Below are 17,121 nucleotides of genomic sequence, written 5' to 3'. Positions count from 1 at the left end.
CTTTTTTTATGGGCTGCCCACGGATAAAACACTAAAACGCGCCGGGTCGTACAGACCGACAAACCGGCCAATCGGTATGATTGAAGGATTGATAAAATTTTCGCTCCGTAACCGCTTCATGGTACTGCTGCTGGCAGCGGGCCTGTTTGGTTGGGGCGTGTACTCAGTAAAGACGGGTAAGATTGACGCGATTCCCGACCTGTCGGAGAATCAGGTGATTGTCTTTACCGAGTGGATGGGCCGCTCTCCGCAGCTTATCGAAGACCAGATTACGTATCCGCTCGTGACAAACCTACAGGGTTTGCCGCAGGTGAAATACGTGCGGGGTACGTCCATGTTCGGCATGAGCTTCGTCTACGTGATCTTTAACGATGATACAGAGGTGTATTGGGCCAGAGAACGGGTACTGGAGCGGCTCAACTATGCCGCCCGGCTGCTGCCCGGAGGTGTTTCGCCAACCCTTGGCCCCGATGGCACCGGCGTGGGACATATTCTCTGGTACACCTTAGAAGCACCCGGCATGGACCTCGGCGAACAGCGGGCCGTGCAGGACTGGTACGTCAAGTTTGGCCTGCAAAACGTACCGGGTGTCGCTGAAATTGCCTCATTCGGCGGTTTTCAGAAGCAGTACCAGGTTACACTCGATCCCAACAAGCTGACCTATTATGGCCTGTCAGTACCGCAGGTCATTGGGGCTATCCGGGCCAACAATAACGAAGCCGGGGGGCGTAAATTTGAATTGAGCGGTATCGGCTACATCATCAAGACGACGGGCTATTTGCAATCCGTTGAGCAGATTCAGAACATCCCACTGAAGACCGTCAGCACCGTCCCTGTGCGCGTGGCTGATGTAGCAACGGTCCAGATGACGGGCGAAACCCGATTGGGCATTTTTGATCTAAACGGGCAGGGCGAAGCGGTGGGCGGGATCGTGGTGATGCGCTACGGCGAGAACGCTGATGAGGTCATTGGCAACGTCAAGCAGAAAATGGAAGAAGTCGCGAAGGGCCTGCCCGAAGGGGTAGGGTTTAACATTGTCTATGACCGAAGTGGGCTGATTCAGGAGTCGGTCGCCTCCATTCAGCACACATTGATTGAAGAGATGCTTGTCGTCTCGCTGGTGGTGATTCTATTTCTGCTGCACTGGCGGTCAGCCGTCAGTATCATCATTCAAATTCCGATTACCATTGCCACGAGCTTTATTCTGCTCAATGCCTTCGACATTTCCTCCAACATCATGTCGCTGACCGGCATTGCCCTGGCGATTGGCGTGATCGTCGATAACGGTATCATCATGGCCGAGAATGCGTACAAAAATTTAGCCGTTCGGCAGGCTGAGTTAACGGCAGCGCGTAACGGGGAGCCTGCTGTTACCCCATCAGGCACGGTCAACGACACGCCATCAGCCACGAACGGCAATGGGCAAGGTGACTACATCAATGGACAACTGGTCCCTAAACCCACCCCACAAACGCGCTAAACTCATGTGGAAAAAGATAAAAAGCTGGTTCGGTAGCGGGCCCAAAAACTATGTTGATATACCTGAAGAAGAACGGCTTGCGATTATCGAGCGGTCGAGCATTCAGGTATCCCGGGGCGTATTCTATTCGACCATCATCATTATAACCTCGTTTTTGCCGGTCTTTCTTCTGACCGGTCAGGAAGGTAAATTATTTCACCCGCTGGCCTGGACGAAGACGTTTATCCTGCTGGTGGATGCATTTTTAGTCGTTACGCTGGCCCCCGTGATGCTGTCGCTGTTTATGAAGGGCCGTTTTAAAGACGACCATGAAAACCCCATAAACCGCTTTCTGGAACGGATTTATGAACCCATTATCCGCTGGGTAATGCGCTGGCGCAAGACGACCATCGGTATTAACCTGCTGGCACTAGCCATCAGCGTACCCATGCTGATGAGCCTTGGCTCGGAGTTCATGCCGCCCCTGGACGAGCAGTCGATTCTATTTATGCCCGTGACCCTGCCCGATATATCGAACGCCGAAGCCAAGCGGATTTTGCAGGTGCAGGACAAACTCATCAAATCGGTCCCGGAAGTAGCTGAAGTGTTGGGTAAGGCGGGGCGGGCCTCGACGGCGACCGACAACTCGCCCATCAGCATGATTGAAACCATTATCATGCTCAAGCCCAAGGCTGAGTGGCGGGAAGGTATTACCAAGAAAGACCTCATCAACGAACTGGACGCCAAACTCCAGATTCCGGGCGTGGTCAACGGCTGGACGCAGCCCATCATCAACCGGATCAATATGCTGTCCACCGGTATCCGTACTGACGTAGGCATCAAGGTGCACGGGCAGTCACTCGACAGTATCTATGCTGTTTCGGAACAGGTTAAAGCTGCGTTGAACGGAGTGCCCGGCGTAAAAGATCTGTACGTCGAGCCCGTGACGGGCGGTAAGTACCTGACCGTCGATGTGAACCGGGAGGCCCTGGGTCGCTATGGGCTGAATGTGGATGACGTCAATAACGTGGTCGAATCGGCTATTGGCGGTTCTCCCATCGGGCAGACGATCGAAGGGCGTCGCCGGTTTTCCATCAATGTACGGCTGGCGCAGGATTACCGCAACAGCGTCGAGCGCATCCGGCGCATTCCCATTTCCACGGCTGCTTTTGGTACGGTTCCACTTTCGGCGGTAGCCACGATCAAATTTGAGAACGGCCCACCGATGATCACGTCGGATAACGCGCTGTTAAGGGGCGCGGTCATGTTCAACGTGCGCGACCGGGATCTGGGCGGCACGGTTGAGGAAGCCATTGCCAAAGTAAACCGAGAACTGAAGCTACCAAATGGTTATTTTCTGGAGTGGAGCGGCCAATATGAAAACCTCATCCGGGGCCGGCAAACCCTGCTGCTCATTGCGCCCATTGTACTGATCGTCATATTTCTTTCCCTGTATTTAGCCTTCGGCTCAGCGCGGGAAGCCTTTCTGAGCCTCATTACTATTCCCTTCGCCTTGATCGGCGGGGCCTACATGGTGTACTTCTACGGCGTAAATCTATCGGTGGCCGTAGCGGTGGGTTTCATTGCCTTGTTCGGCATTGCGGTTGAAACGGGCGTGGTGATGGTCATTTACCTCAACGACGCCATGAAACAACTGGTGGCCAAGCGGGGAAACTCCCGCGAAACCATCAGCCGGGAGGAGCTTCGGGAGTACGTGATCAACGGCGCAGCCAAGCGGCTGAGACCTAAAATCATGACCGTATCGGTAGCCCTGTTTGGTCTGGTGCCGGTGCTGTGGGCGGCTGGTGTAGGCAGCGACGTGATGCTGCCGATTGTCCTGCCAATGATCGGGGGCGTACTGACCTCTTCCACGCACATATTGCTCGTCACTCCGCTCATCTTCCTGATGACCAAGGAGTATGAATTACGCAAATTTGGTAAACTCGACGTATTAGATGCTTCGCATTAACCCCATATTAACTCTTTGTCTGTTGCTGACGGGTCATGGCTACGGTCAGGCAGTCGGGCAACCGGTACCGGCTCCCCGGACGGGCCCGAGCGAGACCGCTCCCGCCGTGCGACGGACCGTGCCAGTGCTGCCCCTGGATAGTGTGCTGACCCGGATTGACGAGCGTAACCCGCTGCTGAAACCCTACGGAAGCCGGGCCGCAGCGGCCCGTGCCTACGCCGAAGGAGCGCGTAGCTGGATGGCCCCGATGGTGGGCGTAGGTACGTTCATGGCCCCTTATCCGGCGCAGATGATTATGGACGAGCGCGACAAGGGCTTTGGCATGGTCTCCGTGGAGCAGGACATTCCCAACCGGGCCAAGCAGCGGGCCACGCAGGTCTTTCAACAGTCGAAAGCCGCCGTTGAGGAGGCCGGTCGGGGCGTAACGCTCAACCGGCTGCGTTCAGATGCCAAACAACTCTATTTTGATTGGCTCGTGCTGGAAAAACGGCTGACGGTACTGGAAGAAAACCGGCGTATTCTGCAACTGATGAAAAAGCTGGCCGACATCCGCTATCCTTACCAGCAGGGCAGCTTAGGTAACATCTATAAAGCGCAAGGTCGGCTCTACGAGCTGGATAACATGGTGACGATGACCGAGGCCGATATTGAGCGTAAACGCATTGGATTGAACACGTTGATGAACCGGCCCACAACCGAGGCATTTCAACCGGATACTACCCTTCGGCCGGCCGAACCGCAGCAAGCCCTGCCCACTACGGAAGACATTGGCCAGGTACGTTCCGACATCCGGCGCATGGACCGGCAGATTCTGAGTATGCAGGCAGGCATCGAAGCACAGAAGGCGCAGGCCCGCCCCGACTTTCGCATCCGGTTTGACCACATGCAGCCGTTTTCGGGGGTCAAGAGCATGATGCCTACCCAGTTTACGCTGATGGGTATGATTTCGATCCCGGTTGTACCCTGGGCGTCCCGGATGTACAAAGCCGAAATTAAAGGCATGCAGCAGGATATCGAAGCCATGCGCTACGAGCGGGAAGGAATGCTCAATGAAACGCAGGGTATGGTCGCCCAGATGCTGACTGACATACGGAACATGCGAACGCAGGTAGACAACTACGAACGACGGGTAATTCCCACCCTCCGCAAAAATTACGACACCCAGCTGATTGCCTACGAACAGAACAAAGGCGAGTTACCCGTCGTCATTGATGCCTGGGAAACACTAAATATGACGCAGATGGACTACCTGACGCGCCTACAGGACTATTACCGCATGATTGTGAGCTATGAACGGGAACTGGAGAAATAAAAGGCATTCAGGGTCAATAGCCCGGTTACTGGTGCTGGCTTTGATACTCCTTGCAGGCTGCAAAAGCGGCAATGACAAGAACGAATCCAATCGATCCGGCGGACCGGCGACCAGTGTTCAAACCGAGCACAACCATGCTGCTGACGAAGTAGCGTACACCTGTCCGATGCATCCGCAAATTGTGCGGGATAAACCCGGCACCTGCCCGATTTGCGGCATGGATTTAGTCAAAAAAGTGAGCGCGGGAGGTGATAGCCTGGAGGTCGATGCCGACCTGAATGCGTTGCTGCAATCAACCAACTCGGTCGTAGTGGCCAACATCACCACGGTTCATCCCGAACGGCGTGATGAAGCCGTAGTGGTGCAGGCCAATGGGATCGTGACGTATGACACGCGTCGGCTCTACACCATTCCTGCCCGGTTTGGCGGGCGGGTGGAGAAGCTGTACGTGCGTTTCAATTACCAGCCGATTCGCAAAGGGCAAAAACTGCTCGAACTCTACAGTGCCGACATTGTCACAGCCCAACGCGAACTGCTTTACCTGCTCGATGCCGACGCGGGTAACGCGCCATTGATTTCGGCAGTGAAGCAAAAACTTCGGTTACTGGGTGTCACGGACGGACAAATTACCGACCTCGTCCGTACGCGCAAGCCCAGTTACTCACTGGCCGTGTACAGTCCCTACGACGGCTACGTCGTAGAGGAGTCAAGCGGTTCACCATCGGCAGCCACACCCGCATCGGGCGGCATGGCAACTGGCGGGTCGAATACAGGCATGAGCAGCGGTGGAGGCATGAACGGCGGTGGAGCCACGGCGGGAACGGACGAAGTCACGTTCTCTACCCCGACTCCGGCACCGGATGGTGGTCCTGTTGGTGGGTCGTTGTTGCTTCGGGAAGGGCAGTACGTGCAAACGGGTCAAACCCTGTTCCGGGTGGTTAATGCCAGCCGCCTGTGGGCTGAGTTCCGGCTATACGCCCGCGATGCGGCTGGTATCAAACCCGGCGATGCGTTAACCATCTCGTTTGATCAGACGGGCCAGCGACCACGCCCGGCACGGGTAAGTTTCGTAGTCCCCTTCGTAGAAAAAGGGACACCCTTTGTTACCGTTCGGGCTTACCTGCCGGGTAGTAATTCGGTACGCGTGGGTCAACTGGCCCGGGCAAACATCCGTCGGGGTGCTACCGGACAGCATGCCAACGATGAGCTTTGGTTGCCCGCAACGGCCGTGCTGGATTTAGGCAATGAGCAGGTTGCGTTTGTGCAACAGGAAAGGCTGGGAGTCTTTAAACCTATCCGTGTTCAGACAGGGGCTCAGGCAGGTGGGTTTGTGACCATCAGGAGTGGCGTGACGAAAGAACAGGCCGTGGCCCGGAATGCCCAGTTTTTAATTGATAGTGAAAGCTTCGTTAACGTAGCACAGGCTACCCAATAATATGATACGACGATGGCTGTATGGATCGGCGGGGCTATTGATACTGCTCAATGCTTCCTGCCAATCAGGAGGTACGTCCTCGACTAAAGCGGATGATTCGACGCAAATTGCCGCCAGCGACCATGATCATTCAGGACATAATCACGGCCCTGACGGGGAGGGAGGTACAACCTATACCTGCCCCATGCACCCACAGATTGTGCAGTCAGCACCGGGTACGTGTCCTATTTGTAGCATGGACCTGGTAGCTGTCGGTAAAACGGGTACAAAAGCCGGTGAGCGGTCCGACGCATCGGTTATGCTTAGCGCCAGTCAGATGCAGTTGGCCAATATAACGGTGCAACCGGTATCATCGGGCAGCATCGGTAACAGCACCGTCCTGAACGCCCGGTTAGCGGCCGATCAGCAGCAAACGGATGTCATCAGCAGCCGCGTGGCTGGCCGAATTGAGCGGCTGTACGTAAAGGAAACCGGACAGACCATCCGTAAGGGTCAGGTACTGTATGAAATCTACAGCGAACCGCTGCTTACCCAGCAGCAGGAATATTTAATCGCGCTGCAACAAGAGCAGGAAATGGGCAACGGCGAAGCGTCGAACGTATCCGGGCGGTATAGTCAGTTTCGCCAGGCCGCCGAGCAGAAGCTCCGGCTCTACGGCATGACCGCTGAACAGATTGCCGTATTAGGCCGAACCAGGAAAGTACTGCCCCGTATTCCGTTCGTAGCTCCGGCAGGGGGTACGGTTACCGAGATTGCGGCCAGTGAAGGGCAATACGTCGGTGAAGGGGCCTTGCTCTACCGGCTGGTTAATCTCGGCCAGCTTTGGGTCGAGGCTGAGTTATACGCCGGTGAAGCGAAGTTCGTGAAAGTTGGCGACCGGGTATCCGTGCAGGTAATAGGATACGAAGGGGATCTGACAGCACGGGTTGCGTTCATCAACCCTGAATACCAGGCGGGTAGTCAGGTACTCATTATGCGGGCCGTCCTGGCCAATCCGGGCGGGCGGTATCAACCCGGCCAACAGGCTCAGGTGCTGCTCCGGCATGGGGTACAGCGCGGGCTGACGCTGCCCGTTGATGCGGTCGTGCGGGGGGGAGAGGGCGCGGTCGTGTTTGTGCAGACCGGGCCGGGTTCGTTCCAGCCGCGTCGTGTTCAAACCGGCACGGAAACCGATCAGCGGGTGGTCATCACCAGCGGACTAAACGGCGAGGAGACCATAGCCATGTCAGGGGCCTACCTGCTCTATAGTGAACTAATTCTTAAAAAAGGGGTGAATCCGTTTACCAAACAGGCAGACGAAGCGGGCGTTAAATCGACACCAAACGCCGAGACTAATCCAGCACCGATTGCCAGCCGCCAGGCGGGATCAACCCCTGTCAGCCAGTCCGGGGAGCCGGTACCAGAACTCTCATCTGGCAAACCAACGGGTAGTGGTGCACCGGACGCCTTCAAAAAGCAGTTAACGGGTGTGTATGAAGCCTCGTTAAAATTGACTGAATCGTTGATAGGCTCTAATAGTGGTGGCACAAAAGTTGCGGCAACCGGGGTCGAAAAGGCCCTTTCCCGGGTGGACATGAAGCAGATATCCGGTCAGGCCCATACCGACTGGATGAAGAATTTCAATTCGATGAATGCTGCGCTGAAAACGATTCGCAGTACGGGCGATCTGGACAAGCAACGCACGGCCTACGCTCAGTTCGAGGATGGTTTGTACCGAAGCGTGAAGGCGTTTGGCATTATGGATAAACCAGTGTACCGTCAATACTGCCCGATGGCCCTCAATAACAAGGGCAGTTACTGGCTCAGCGACAAAAAGCCTATCCGCAACCCCTTTTTCGGCGATCAGATGCTGACCTGCGGAGAAACGAAGGAAGAAATCAATTGATCCGTTACGTCAGACTACTTGCTTAAACGCAATTTTTATGGCTCTACCTCTATCCATCCGCGTATCCCGGTTTCAGTCTCTACATAGAAAACTCAAACGCTTTCCCGCCAAACTGGTCAAGCTGGTCGTAGGCAAGGGGTCCCGATGGTATTATCGCCAATTGGGGTATGAGTTTTTAGATAAACCACAAACAGCCTACCAGCTTGAACCGTATCAGTGTCTTACCTACCCCGCTAACGCACTATCGCTCTCTGAGATCGCTGACTTGAGCAATCCTACGAAGGTGTATTTCCCTGCCATTCAGTCAGCAACTGAACCTGTCTCGGTGTGGCTTTTAGGACAATTAAATGGAGCGCTTCAGCAACTTCCGTATGGGGGTATTCGCAGCCGGAAGTTTGTTTTCTGTACGGATATCAACACGGATGATTTCTTTCGGAACGTCCTTCACCTAAAAAAGCGCCATCAGCTCACCACTACAACCTTGATTGCTCCCTGGAGTCATTACCTGGATGGGGTTGTCTGGGGCGGGTATTTTGACTTCGTGATGTTAGTGGCAGGGAAATTATGCCGGATTAAAGAAGCCATTCCTGAAGCTATGTTCAACGAAGCCATCGTCGCTTATCCCTTATTTAACACCACCTACGAGCGGGAGTATCTTTCGTTGATGGATATAGATCCGGCCCGTATTGTGGATACCTGCACGACGCAGGTACGTTTCGAGCAATGTGTGCTGGCGAATACCGGCCACTGGTTTTATCCAAACAAGGCAGACATCAACGCGCTCCGCAAACACATCTTACCTAAACTACCTTCACCATCAGGAAAACGCAACCGGGTGTACATGAGCCGTGCTGGGAGACGGCGAGTGCTCAACGAGCCTGATCTGATCGATTTGCTGCGACGCTATAACATTGAGGTGATCGAAGACAAGCCCCGTTCAGTAGCTGACCAGGTGGCTATCTACCAAAACGCCGAATTTATAATTGGTCCACACGGGGCCTCGTTTGTAAACATCCTCTGGTGCCAACCGGGCACACATCTGTTTGAGTTGTTCACCCCAACCTATTTCCCCGATTTCTACCGAAATATGGCTGAGCAACTCGGCCTACGCTATTCGGCCTACTTTCACGGCTCAGCAGCAACGGGGGGTTGGGCTGCCGGATTGGAAGACGACATATATGTAGCAGTAGACGAGCTGGAACGTTGTTTGGAAAAGATTTTCAACAAGGGCATAGCGTACAACTGATCTTAGCAGGCAATTGTCTGGCAGATAGTACGGATCACATCGATTGGCTAAACTTTTCAGAATGCTCGAAGGTGCAGCTTCTCTCAATTTTGTATGGTAAGCCACTTAGTTCTCATTGCCTCAATTCGTGTTCTGACCTCCGATTCATGGCTTAACAGTCTTCTCTGACTGAGCGTCTAGTTCATAGGTCAGTATAAGGTTATCAGTTGTCTTAAGGCAAAGCCAAGTAGTTCATATTCCTGCCTGCCGTTTTCCACCCCTTTTTCATGTAAGACTGTCAAATGAAGAGTTAACTGCTTCAGTTGTAGAAATATGAGAAAGGTCAGGAATTCATGTAACTAAGATCATCTCATTGAATCTTCGAACTTCTGACCTTTATACAGATCATTATCTAATCCAGTGATCTTGCTTGGTACGCTACATGGGTGAAGCCCACGGATACAACAAGCGAGTCGCCTTGGCTAACTACAACCAACTTTTAACAATACTATCATGAAATCACTAGCACTCGTTTTTCTTTTTGTCTGCCTGATTACCAGCCCCTTTTATACGTATGCGCAAAGTGCCAATTATAAACAACCGATGACGATCAATGCCACTGGGCAGGTGAAAGACGCTACGGGAGCAACGATTGGACTCGTTACCAAAGACAAGATGATACAGGATGCAAAAGGACACAAAATGGCCTTTGTAGACGGACAGGGCAACTTAGTCGATGCCAAAACGAACAAGAAAATGGGGCATATGGGAAAAGACGGGAAAACCTATATGGATGCCAATGGCGATCTGATGTTCACCATCAAAAATAATCCGGACAAAACCTGTGACATTTTTAATGCTAAGGGCAAAAAAATCGGGAATGTGCATGAAAGCTACAAAGGAACAGCCTGCGCCCTGCACTGCTTTGAGAATCAGCATACCCATATGAACAAGTAGTAACGGTACGAACTCGATACTTTACAAGGTTAAGGCCCGGTCGCTAAAGCTCTTTATTGCTTTGGTGACCGGGCCTTAATTTTAGAGAAACAGTCCATTGAACGGATAAAATTAACCGTAAAGGAGTAGTAGCTATTCCTGTTTGGGGTGAAGACTCCGCTTTAGGAGTTGTGCGTTCAGCGCCACAATCACCGTACTTGCACTCATCAATACAGCACCCAAAGCCGGACTAAGCACAAAGTTGGGATACAGCACCCCAGCCGCCAGCGGAACGGCAATCACATTATAGCCCGTCGCCCAGAATAGGTTCTGAATCATCTTGCGGTAGGTAGCCTTTCCAAAATCAACCAGGTTGGTAATATCGGTGGGTTTACTGTTGACTAAGATAATGTCGGCAGTCTCAGCGGCAACGTCGGTGCCGGAACCTACGGCGATGCCTACGTTGGCCTGCGCTAAGGCGGGAGCATCATTAACCCCGTCGCCGGTCATGGCTACGAATTGGCCTTTTGCCTGTAAATCCTTTACGATCGTTACTTTCTGGTCGGGCAGCACCTCGGCGAATACCCCGTCCAAACCCAGTTCTTTAGCCACGGCATCGGCTACTTTCTGGTTATCACCGGTGGCCATATACACCTTTATACCCGACTCCTGTAAGCGTCGAACGGCTTCTTTGGAATCATCGCGTATACGGTCAGCTAAGGCTACGTAACCCATCAGTTGATCGTTTATCAGAACGAAGATTACCGTTTCCGCTTCGCTGCCAGTAGCATCCGGGGGCAGTTTGATACCTTTTTCTTTCAGATAGCCAGGACTGACGACTACGACCGATTTTCCGTTCACTATAGCCATAACCCCTTTACCCGTAATGGATTGAAAGTTGCTGATTGCTGGCAAATCCAGTTTCCTTTTTTGGGCCTCACGAACAATGCCCTGGGCAATCGGGTGTTGTGACTGTTGTTCCAAAGCGGCTGTCGTACCTAGCATAGTAGTCTCGTCCATATCTGCCGACAACACCTTGACGCGTGTAACGCCAAACTCACCTTCGGTCAACGTGCCGGTCTTGTCAAAGACCATCGCGGTAATTTTGCGGGCCTCCTCAAAGGCAGTCCGGTTGCGAATAAGTAGTCCCTTTTGGGCTGAAATGGCCGTGGAGATGGCTACTACCAGCGGAATGGCCACGCCCAGGGCGTGGGGGCAGGCCGTCACCATGACCGTCACCATCCGCTCGATGGCAAAAGCGACGTCTTTACCCAGCCAGAGCCAGGTTACAAGCGTAATTAACCCCACCGACAGGGAAATGATGGTTAACCAGCCCGCTGCGCGGTCAGCCAGGGTCTGGGTTTGCGATTTGGCAGTCTGAGCCTCCTCAACCATTTTGACCACTTTATTGAGGTAGCTATCTTCTCCCCGGTGGGTGACCTTAATTTTAAGCGACCCTTCTCCGTTGACCGCTCCGGCGATTACCGTATCGCGCAGCGCTTTTTGTACGGGTACACTCTCGCCCGTTAACATACTCTCATTTACCGCGCTATCTCCCTCAACCACCTCGCCATCTGTTGGAATACGTTCGCCAGGTCGAACCAATACTACGTCCCCAACAGTCAACGACGTTACGTTTACGTCGCTGATGGTATCTCCATTCACTTTATGGGCATCTGAAGGCAACATCTGTACGATCAACTCCAATGAGTGTGAGGCTCCGGCTACCGATTTCATCTCGAAATAATGGCCCAGCAGCATGATATCAATCAGCGTGGCCAGCTCAAAGAAGAAATCCATACCACTCAACCACCCAACCAATACGACGACGCTATAGACATAGGCGGTGGTGATGGCTACGGCAACGAGCGTCATCATGCCCAACTGCCGATTCCTTAGTTCGCCGATCATACCCGTCAGGAATGGCCAGCCGCCGTAGCCATAAATGATGGACGCAAGCACCAGCACCACCCCATTCCGAAAGGGGAAATCAATAGTATAGCCTGTCAGGTCGCGAAACATCATCGACAGGAGGACAACCGGCACCGACAGGGCGAGACAAATCCAGAATCGGCGTAAAAAGTCGGCGATCATGGCCCCATGATCGTGTCCCCGCATCGGCGGACCGTCATGCCCGCCCTGCTGGCTATGCCCCATCTTGGAATGATCCATTTTAGAATGATCCATCTGGGCGTGATCCATCGACTCATGTTCCATGCCCATACCGCCCTGATGTTGTTCAGGATTGTTGGGGCCACTGTGGCCATCGTGCCCAATGTGTTGCAGTGCCCGCTGTTCAGCGGGTGATTCGGCAGCAGACGCTTCGTGGTTTGCATCCGGTTCGTGGTCATGCGGGTGATTGGCAGGCGACCCGCTGGCCTGATGGTCGGTATGTGTGGGGACCGGTTCATCACGAGCTTCCATTACATGAAATGACCCGACCGTCGAAACCAATTGCTGTATGTCGGCAACGGAAGGAAGTTGCTCAACCGTAAGCAAGGCTTCGGGTGGGTCAACTGTTAACAGGGCGTCGATGATACCGGGCTGACCAATCAAACGGTTTCGGATGGCTTCGGCCTGCTCGGTGGTCGTTAGGCCGTGTATCATATACCGGTGTTGATGCGTCATATTTCTGGTTCCGTTAGTATTCGTTGTGTATTCTGAAAGCGCAAAACACGCTAACTCATTCTAATTAACTCACTTTACGCTAGAAAAGGCCATACTACAAAAATTCTGCAAGGCAAGACCCAAATTTTGCAAGCCCTGGCATCACGCATACCCATAGCTTTGTTTGTTATCGTATTGAGTACACTGCCTACATTATTAACAGTGCGCGGTGACGGGGTAAGTAGTCGGGTTGGCATTCAACAGTCCGGCGGCCCTGTTAGATATTGCCTGATAGAGATGGAGCCAACAATAATAAAAGCGATTCAACCGGACGATCAGAACGACGGTAACGCGGAACACCAGGGAGGTTTGCTACGAATTCGGGGCATGGTGTGCGCCCGGTGCATCGATGTCGTTCAAAGCGAACTGACCCAGGCTGGCTTCGATGTCCTTACTGTTCAGTTAGGAAAGGTCACACTTCGGGACGCTTTGACGTCGAATGACATGGAGCGCATCCAGACCGTTTTATCGAAACAGGGATTTAGTCTTCTGGAGGGCCAACAGAAACTGACTGTTCACCAGCGAGCCAAAACCTTTGTTGATTCCTATTTCGCCCAGGCGACTGACCTTAGTGATAGCAACATCGGATCCGCACCGGCGGACCGGCCAAACCGCCGTCTATCAACCCAGATTCAGGACGCGCTGGGCCTGGATTATGACACCATCAGCGGTCAGTTTACAAAAACAGAGGGCATCACGTTGGAACGGTATATCATCCTCCGGCGAATCGACAAGGTGAAAGAATGGCTGGTCTACTCAGATGAGACCCTCACCGAAATTGCCCACCGAACGGGTTACAGTAGTGTGCAACATCTTTCCAACCAATTTCGGCAGCAGACCGGCCTGACTCCTTCCTATTTCCGTCAGGTACGTCAACAGAAACAAGCGTTACAGCAGGGGACCCTGTAAGCGGCCGTGCAATCAATACGCTGGTGGTGCGGCATCCTAACCGGGTTCCCCTAAAATCTCACAAGCGGCCGGGGTAATTGTATAACGAAAGGGGTGGTACGCGGGGCGATCTTTGTCCTATAAATTGACGAAACCATGATGACCCAACCCATTACTGCTCCTGCAAAATCCGCAACTAGGGGTGAGCTAACCCGCCAAACGTTTCCAGTACTGGAGATGACCTGCGCAGCTTGTGCCGTCAGTGTCGAGTCCATGCTTAGCCATACACCCGGCATTGCGAAAGCGGCTGTCAACTACGCCAACCAGTCGGCTTCGGTCGAGTATGATGCTAAACTGATTACCCCGGCCGGGATGCAGCAGGTAATACAGTCGATTGGCTACGACTTAGTGGTCGACGTTGACGATCCTCAGCAGGTACAACAGGAAGCGCAACAGCGACAGTACGAATCGCTGAAGAAGCGAACCTTGTGGGCAGGCATTCTTTCCGTTCCAGTGGTCGTATTGGGTATGTTCTTCATGAATGCGCCCAGCGCCAACTGGATTATGATGGCGCTGTCAGCACCGGTGGTGTTTTGGCTGGGGCGGTCCTACTTCGTCAACGCCTGGAAGCAGGCCCGTCATGGCAAGACCAACATGGACACGCTGGTGGCGCTCTCAACGGGCATTGCCTTTCTGTTTAGTGCCTTCAATACATTTTACCCCCAATTCTGGCACAGTCGGGGCCTTCACCCACACGTTTATTTTGAAGCCGCTGCGGTAGTCATTGCCTTTATTTCATTGGGTAAGCTGCTGGAAGAACGGGCCAAATCGAACACCGGCTCGGCGATCAAGAAACTGATGGGCCTGCAACCCAAAACCGTCCGCGTTGTCGAGGGTGACACTGACCGCGAATTACCCATTGCACTGGTACGCGTCGGACAGGTCATTGTCGTGCGACCGGGCGAGAAGATTCCGGTGGATGGCGTGGTCGAGTCAGGTAACTCGTTCGTCGATGAAAGTATGATTTCGGGTGAGCCGGTGCCGGTTGAAAAGCGACCGGGCGGGTTGGTCTTTGCCGGGACCATCAACCAGAAAGGTGCATTTCGATTCAAGGCACAGAAGGTAGGGGGTGAAACCGTACTGGCGCAGATTATCCGAATGGTGCAGGAAGCCCAGGGCAGCAAAGCACCCGTACAGAAATTAGTGGATAAAATTGCCGGGATTTTCGTGCCCGTTGTCATTGGTATTGCCATCCTGACGTTCGGAGCCTGGATGCTCTTAGGAGGTGAAAACGCGTTTACTCATGCTTTGCTGACCTCCGTTACAGTACTGGTCATTGCCTGTCCCTGTGCGCTGGGGCTGGCTACGCCAACGGCCATCATGGTCGGTGTAGGCAAAGGGGCCGACAATAATATTTTGATCAAAGATGCGGAAAGTTTGGAACTCGGTTACAAAGTCAATGCCGTCGTACTCGACAAAACCGGCACCATTACCGAAGGCAAACCGACCGTAACGGATCTGGCCTGGCAGGTAAGCGACGGTGAGGTGGCCAATTTATTGCCCATACTCTACGCGCTGGAGTCCCAATCTGAACACCCCCTGGCCGATGCTGTCGTCGAGCGGCTACGAGATAACGGCATCAGCGGCACGGCTCTTGAGGAGTTTGAGAGCTTGACCGGCCGGGGCGTTTCAGGCCGCTACGGGAACACGACGTATGCCGTGGGTAACGCCCGGCTATTAACGGAGCGTGGTGTTGGGGTTGACCGGGCGGTTCAACTGTTGGCAACTGGCTGGCAAAACGAAGCGAAAACGGTCGTGTATTTCGCCGATCAGACGCGCGTTCTGGCGGTACTGGCCATTGCCGATCCGGTAAAAGAGACCTCCCGTGAAGCCATTCATACACTCAGAAAACGGGGTATTGCCGTGTATATGATGACCGGCGACAACGCGCAAACGGCTGAGGCTGTGGCCAAAGCCGTCGGCCTGAGTGATTTCCGGGCCGAAGCCCTGCCCGCCGATAAAGCCGCGTTTGTGAAGGAGCTTCAGCAACAGGGCAAGGTCGTGGCCATGATTGGCGATGGCATCAACGACTCGCAGGCACTGGCGCAGGCCGATGTCAGTATTGCGATGGGCCGCGGCTCCGACATTGCGATGGACGTGGCCAAGATGACACTCATCACCTCCGACCTGAACAGTGTACCCAAAGCCCTCCAGCTCTCCCGGAAAACAGTACAGACCATTCGGCAGAACCTGTTCTGGGCGTTCATCTACAACCTCATCGGCATTCCCATTGCCGCCGGACTGCTGTACCCCATCAACGGTTTCCTACTGAACCCGATGATTGCCGGGGCGGCAATGGCTCTTAGCTCGGTGTCGGTGGTTACCAACAGCTTACGACTTCGGGCGGCTAAGTTGTAATGAACGAAGGTTACGTTTAATCAAAACACATAACAAAAATCATAACGAACATGGAAACATTGAATTTCAAAACAAACATTAAGTGTAGTGGTTGCGTGGCAACCGTAACGCCTTTTCTCAATGACATCGAACAACTCGATGGCTGGAATGTAGACACCGCCAGCCCGGATAAGATTCTAACCGTGCAGACAACGGACAACCGCATTGGTGAGGAGGTTCGAAAAGCGGTTGAACGGGCAGGCTATAAAGCAGACCCAATACCACGGCCCTGATTTCCAAAATTTTGTAATAGTATGATCTTAATCTTATAAGCTGGTCCACTGTCCGGTGGGGCAGCTTATTTGTTTTAACAGTACTCAACAAATCTATTTATGGAAACACACAATCAACATACCGACCAGGCTCGGTCAATGCAGCAGGGCCACACGATGGCTGGGCAAAACCACTACGGCAAATTAGCCATCATGGGAGTCTTGTCCTTTTTATCAATGTATACCCTTATGTACTCGATGGTGGACCGCTTTGAAAATGTAATTCCGAACGTCAATCAGTTGTATATGGCTGGCCTGATGACAATGCCAATGCTTATTATCGAAGTACTATTAATGTCGTCCATGTATACAAACAAACAGCGGAATGTTCTGGTCGTCGCGATTAGTACCCTAGCATTGGTCGGCTTTTTTTTCCTCATTCGTGATCAAACGGCGGTTGGCGATAAGCAGTTTGCCAAGTCGATGATTCCGCACCATGCCGCAGCCATTCTGATGGCTAGGGCGGCCAAACTCAGCGATCCCGAACTGCAAAAGTTACAGCAGGATATCATTTCAGCGCAGGAAAAAGAAATCAGGCAAATGAAGGACAAAATCGCTGAACTGGATAAGTAAAGAGGGTTGAGAGACCAGGCCTGTCAATTATAAACGGCTCTGC

The 17,121-nt window shown here is 53.1% G+C and carries 12 protein-coding genes; 11 read left to right on the top strand and 1 reads right to left on the bottom strand.

Annotation, left to right across the window (positions count from 1 at the left end; genetic code table 11):
* Positions 1-76 precede the first annotated feature (76 nt).
* The 7 genes from ACYVK4_RS32200 to ACYVK4_RS32170 all read left to right on the top strand — a co-directional run bounded on the left by ACYVK4_RS32200 (position 77) and on the right by ACYVK4_RS32170 (position 10,242).
* Complete coding sequence (locus ACYVK4_RS32200) at positions 77-1,480, top strand: efflux RND transporter permease subunit (RefSeq protein WP_461131690.1); 1,404 nt, start codon at positions 77-79, stop codon at positions 1,478-1,480.
* A 4-nt stretch (positions 1,481-1,484) separates the two neighbouring features.
* Entirely contained in the window at positions 1,485-3,428 is a 1,944-nt protein-coding gene (locus ACYVK4_RS32195; protein WP_461131689.1) for an efflux RND transporter permease subunit, read from the top strand.
* Positions 3,415-4,740: a TolC family protein gene (locus ACYVK4_RS32190; RefSeq protein ID WP_461131688.1), complete on the top strand. Its 1,326-nt coding sequence runs from the start codon at positions 3,415-3,417 to the stop codon at positions 4,738-4,740. Before ACYVK4_RS32195 ends, ACYVK4_RS32190 begins: the two co-directional genes overlap by 14 nt.
* Positions 4,718-6,175 (top strand): efflux RND transporter periplasmic adaptor subunit, encoded by a 1,458-nt coding sequence (locus tag ACYVK4_RS32185; RefSeq protein WP_461131687.1) that lies wholly within the window; start codon positions 4,718-4,720, stop codon positions 6,173-6,175. Before ACYVK4_RS32190 ends, ACYVK4_RS32185 begins: the two co-directional genes overlap by 23 nt.
* A gap of 1 nt (position 6,176) precedes the next feature.
* Complete coding sequence (locus ACYVK4_RS32180) at positions 6,177-8,060, top strand: efflux RND transporter periplasmic adaptor subunit (protein WP_461131686.1); 1,884 nt, start codon at positions 6,177-6,179, stop codon at positions 8,058-8,060.
* Between the two features lie 37 nt (positions 8,061-8,097).
* Positions 8,098-9,306: a glycosyltransferase family 61 protein gene (locus ACYVK4_RS32175; RefSeq protein ID WP_461131685.1), complete on the top strand. Its 1,209-nt coding sequence runs from the start codon at positions 8,098-8,100 to the stop codon at positions 9,304-9,306.
* 492 nt (positions 9,307-9,798) lie between these two features.
* Positions 9,799-10,242: a 5-fold beta-flower protein gene (locus ACYVK4_RS32170; protein WP_461131684.1), complete on the top strand. Its 444-nt coding sequence runs from the start codon at positions 9,799-9,801 to the stop codon at positions 10,240-10,242.
* A 132-nt stretch (positions 10,243-10,374) separates the two neighbouring features.
* Here ACYVK4_RS32170 and ACYVK4_RS32165 read toward each other — a convergent pair whose 3' ends face one another.
* Entirely contained in the window at positions 10,375-12,645 is a 2,271-nt protein-coding gene (locus ACYVK4_RS32165; RefSeq protein ID WP_461131719.1) for a heavy metal translocating P-type ATPase, read from the bottom strand.
* A gap of 570 nt (positions 12,646-13,215) precedes the next feature.
* Here ACYVK4_RS32165 and ACYVK4_RS32160 point away from each other — a divergent pair.
* From ACYVK4_RS32160 to ACYVK4_RS32145, 4 genes are all read left to right on the top strand, one after another.
* On the top strand, positions 13,216-13,797 hold the full coding sequence (locus ACYVK4_RS32160; protein ID WP_461131718.1) for a helix-turn-helix domain-containing protein: 582 nt from the start codon (positions 13,216-13,218) through the stop codon (positions 13,795-13,797).
* A 135-nt stretch (positions 13,798-13,932) separates the two neighbouring features.
* Positions 13,933-16,194 (top strand): heavy metal translocating P-type ATPase, encoded by a 2,262-nt coding sequence (locus ACYVK4_RS32155; RefSeq protein ID WP_461131683.1) that lies wholly within the window; start codon positions 13,933-13,935, stop codon positions 16,192-16,194.
* 50 nt (positions 16,195-16,244) lie between these two features.
* Entirely contained in the window at positions 16,245-16,466 is a 222-nt protein-coding gene (locus ACYVK4_RS32150; RefSeq protein WP_293691124.1) for a heavy-metal-associated domain-containing protein, read from the top strand.
* Positions 16,467-16,565: 99 nt separating this feature from the next.
* Positions 16,566-17,078 (top strand): DUF305 domain-containing protein, encoded by a 513-nt coding sequence (locus ACYVK4_RS32145; protein WP_012931085.1) that lies wholly within the window; start codon positions 16,566-16,568, stop codon positions 17,076-17,078.
* The last annotated feature ends 43 nt before the right edge of the window (positions 17,079-17,121 follow it).

The organism is Spirosoma aerophilum, from assembly GCF_054782495.1.
This window is presented reverse-complemented; position numbering and strand designations above follow the sequence as displayed.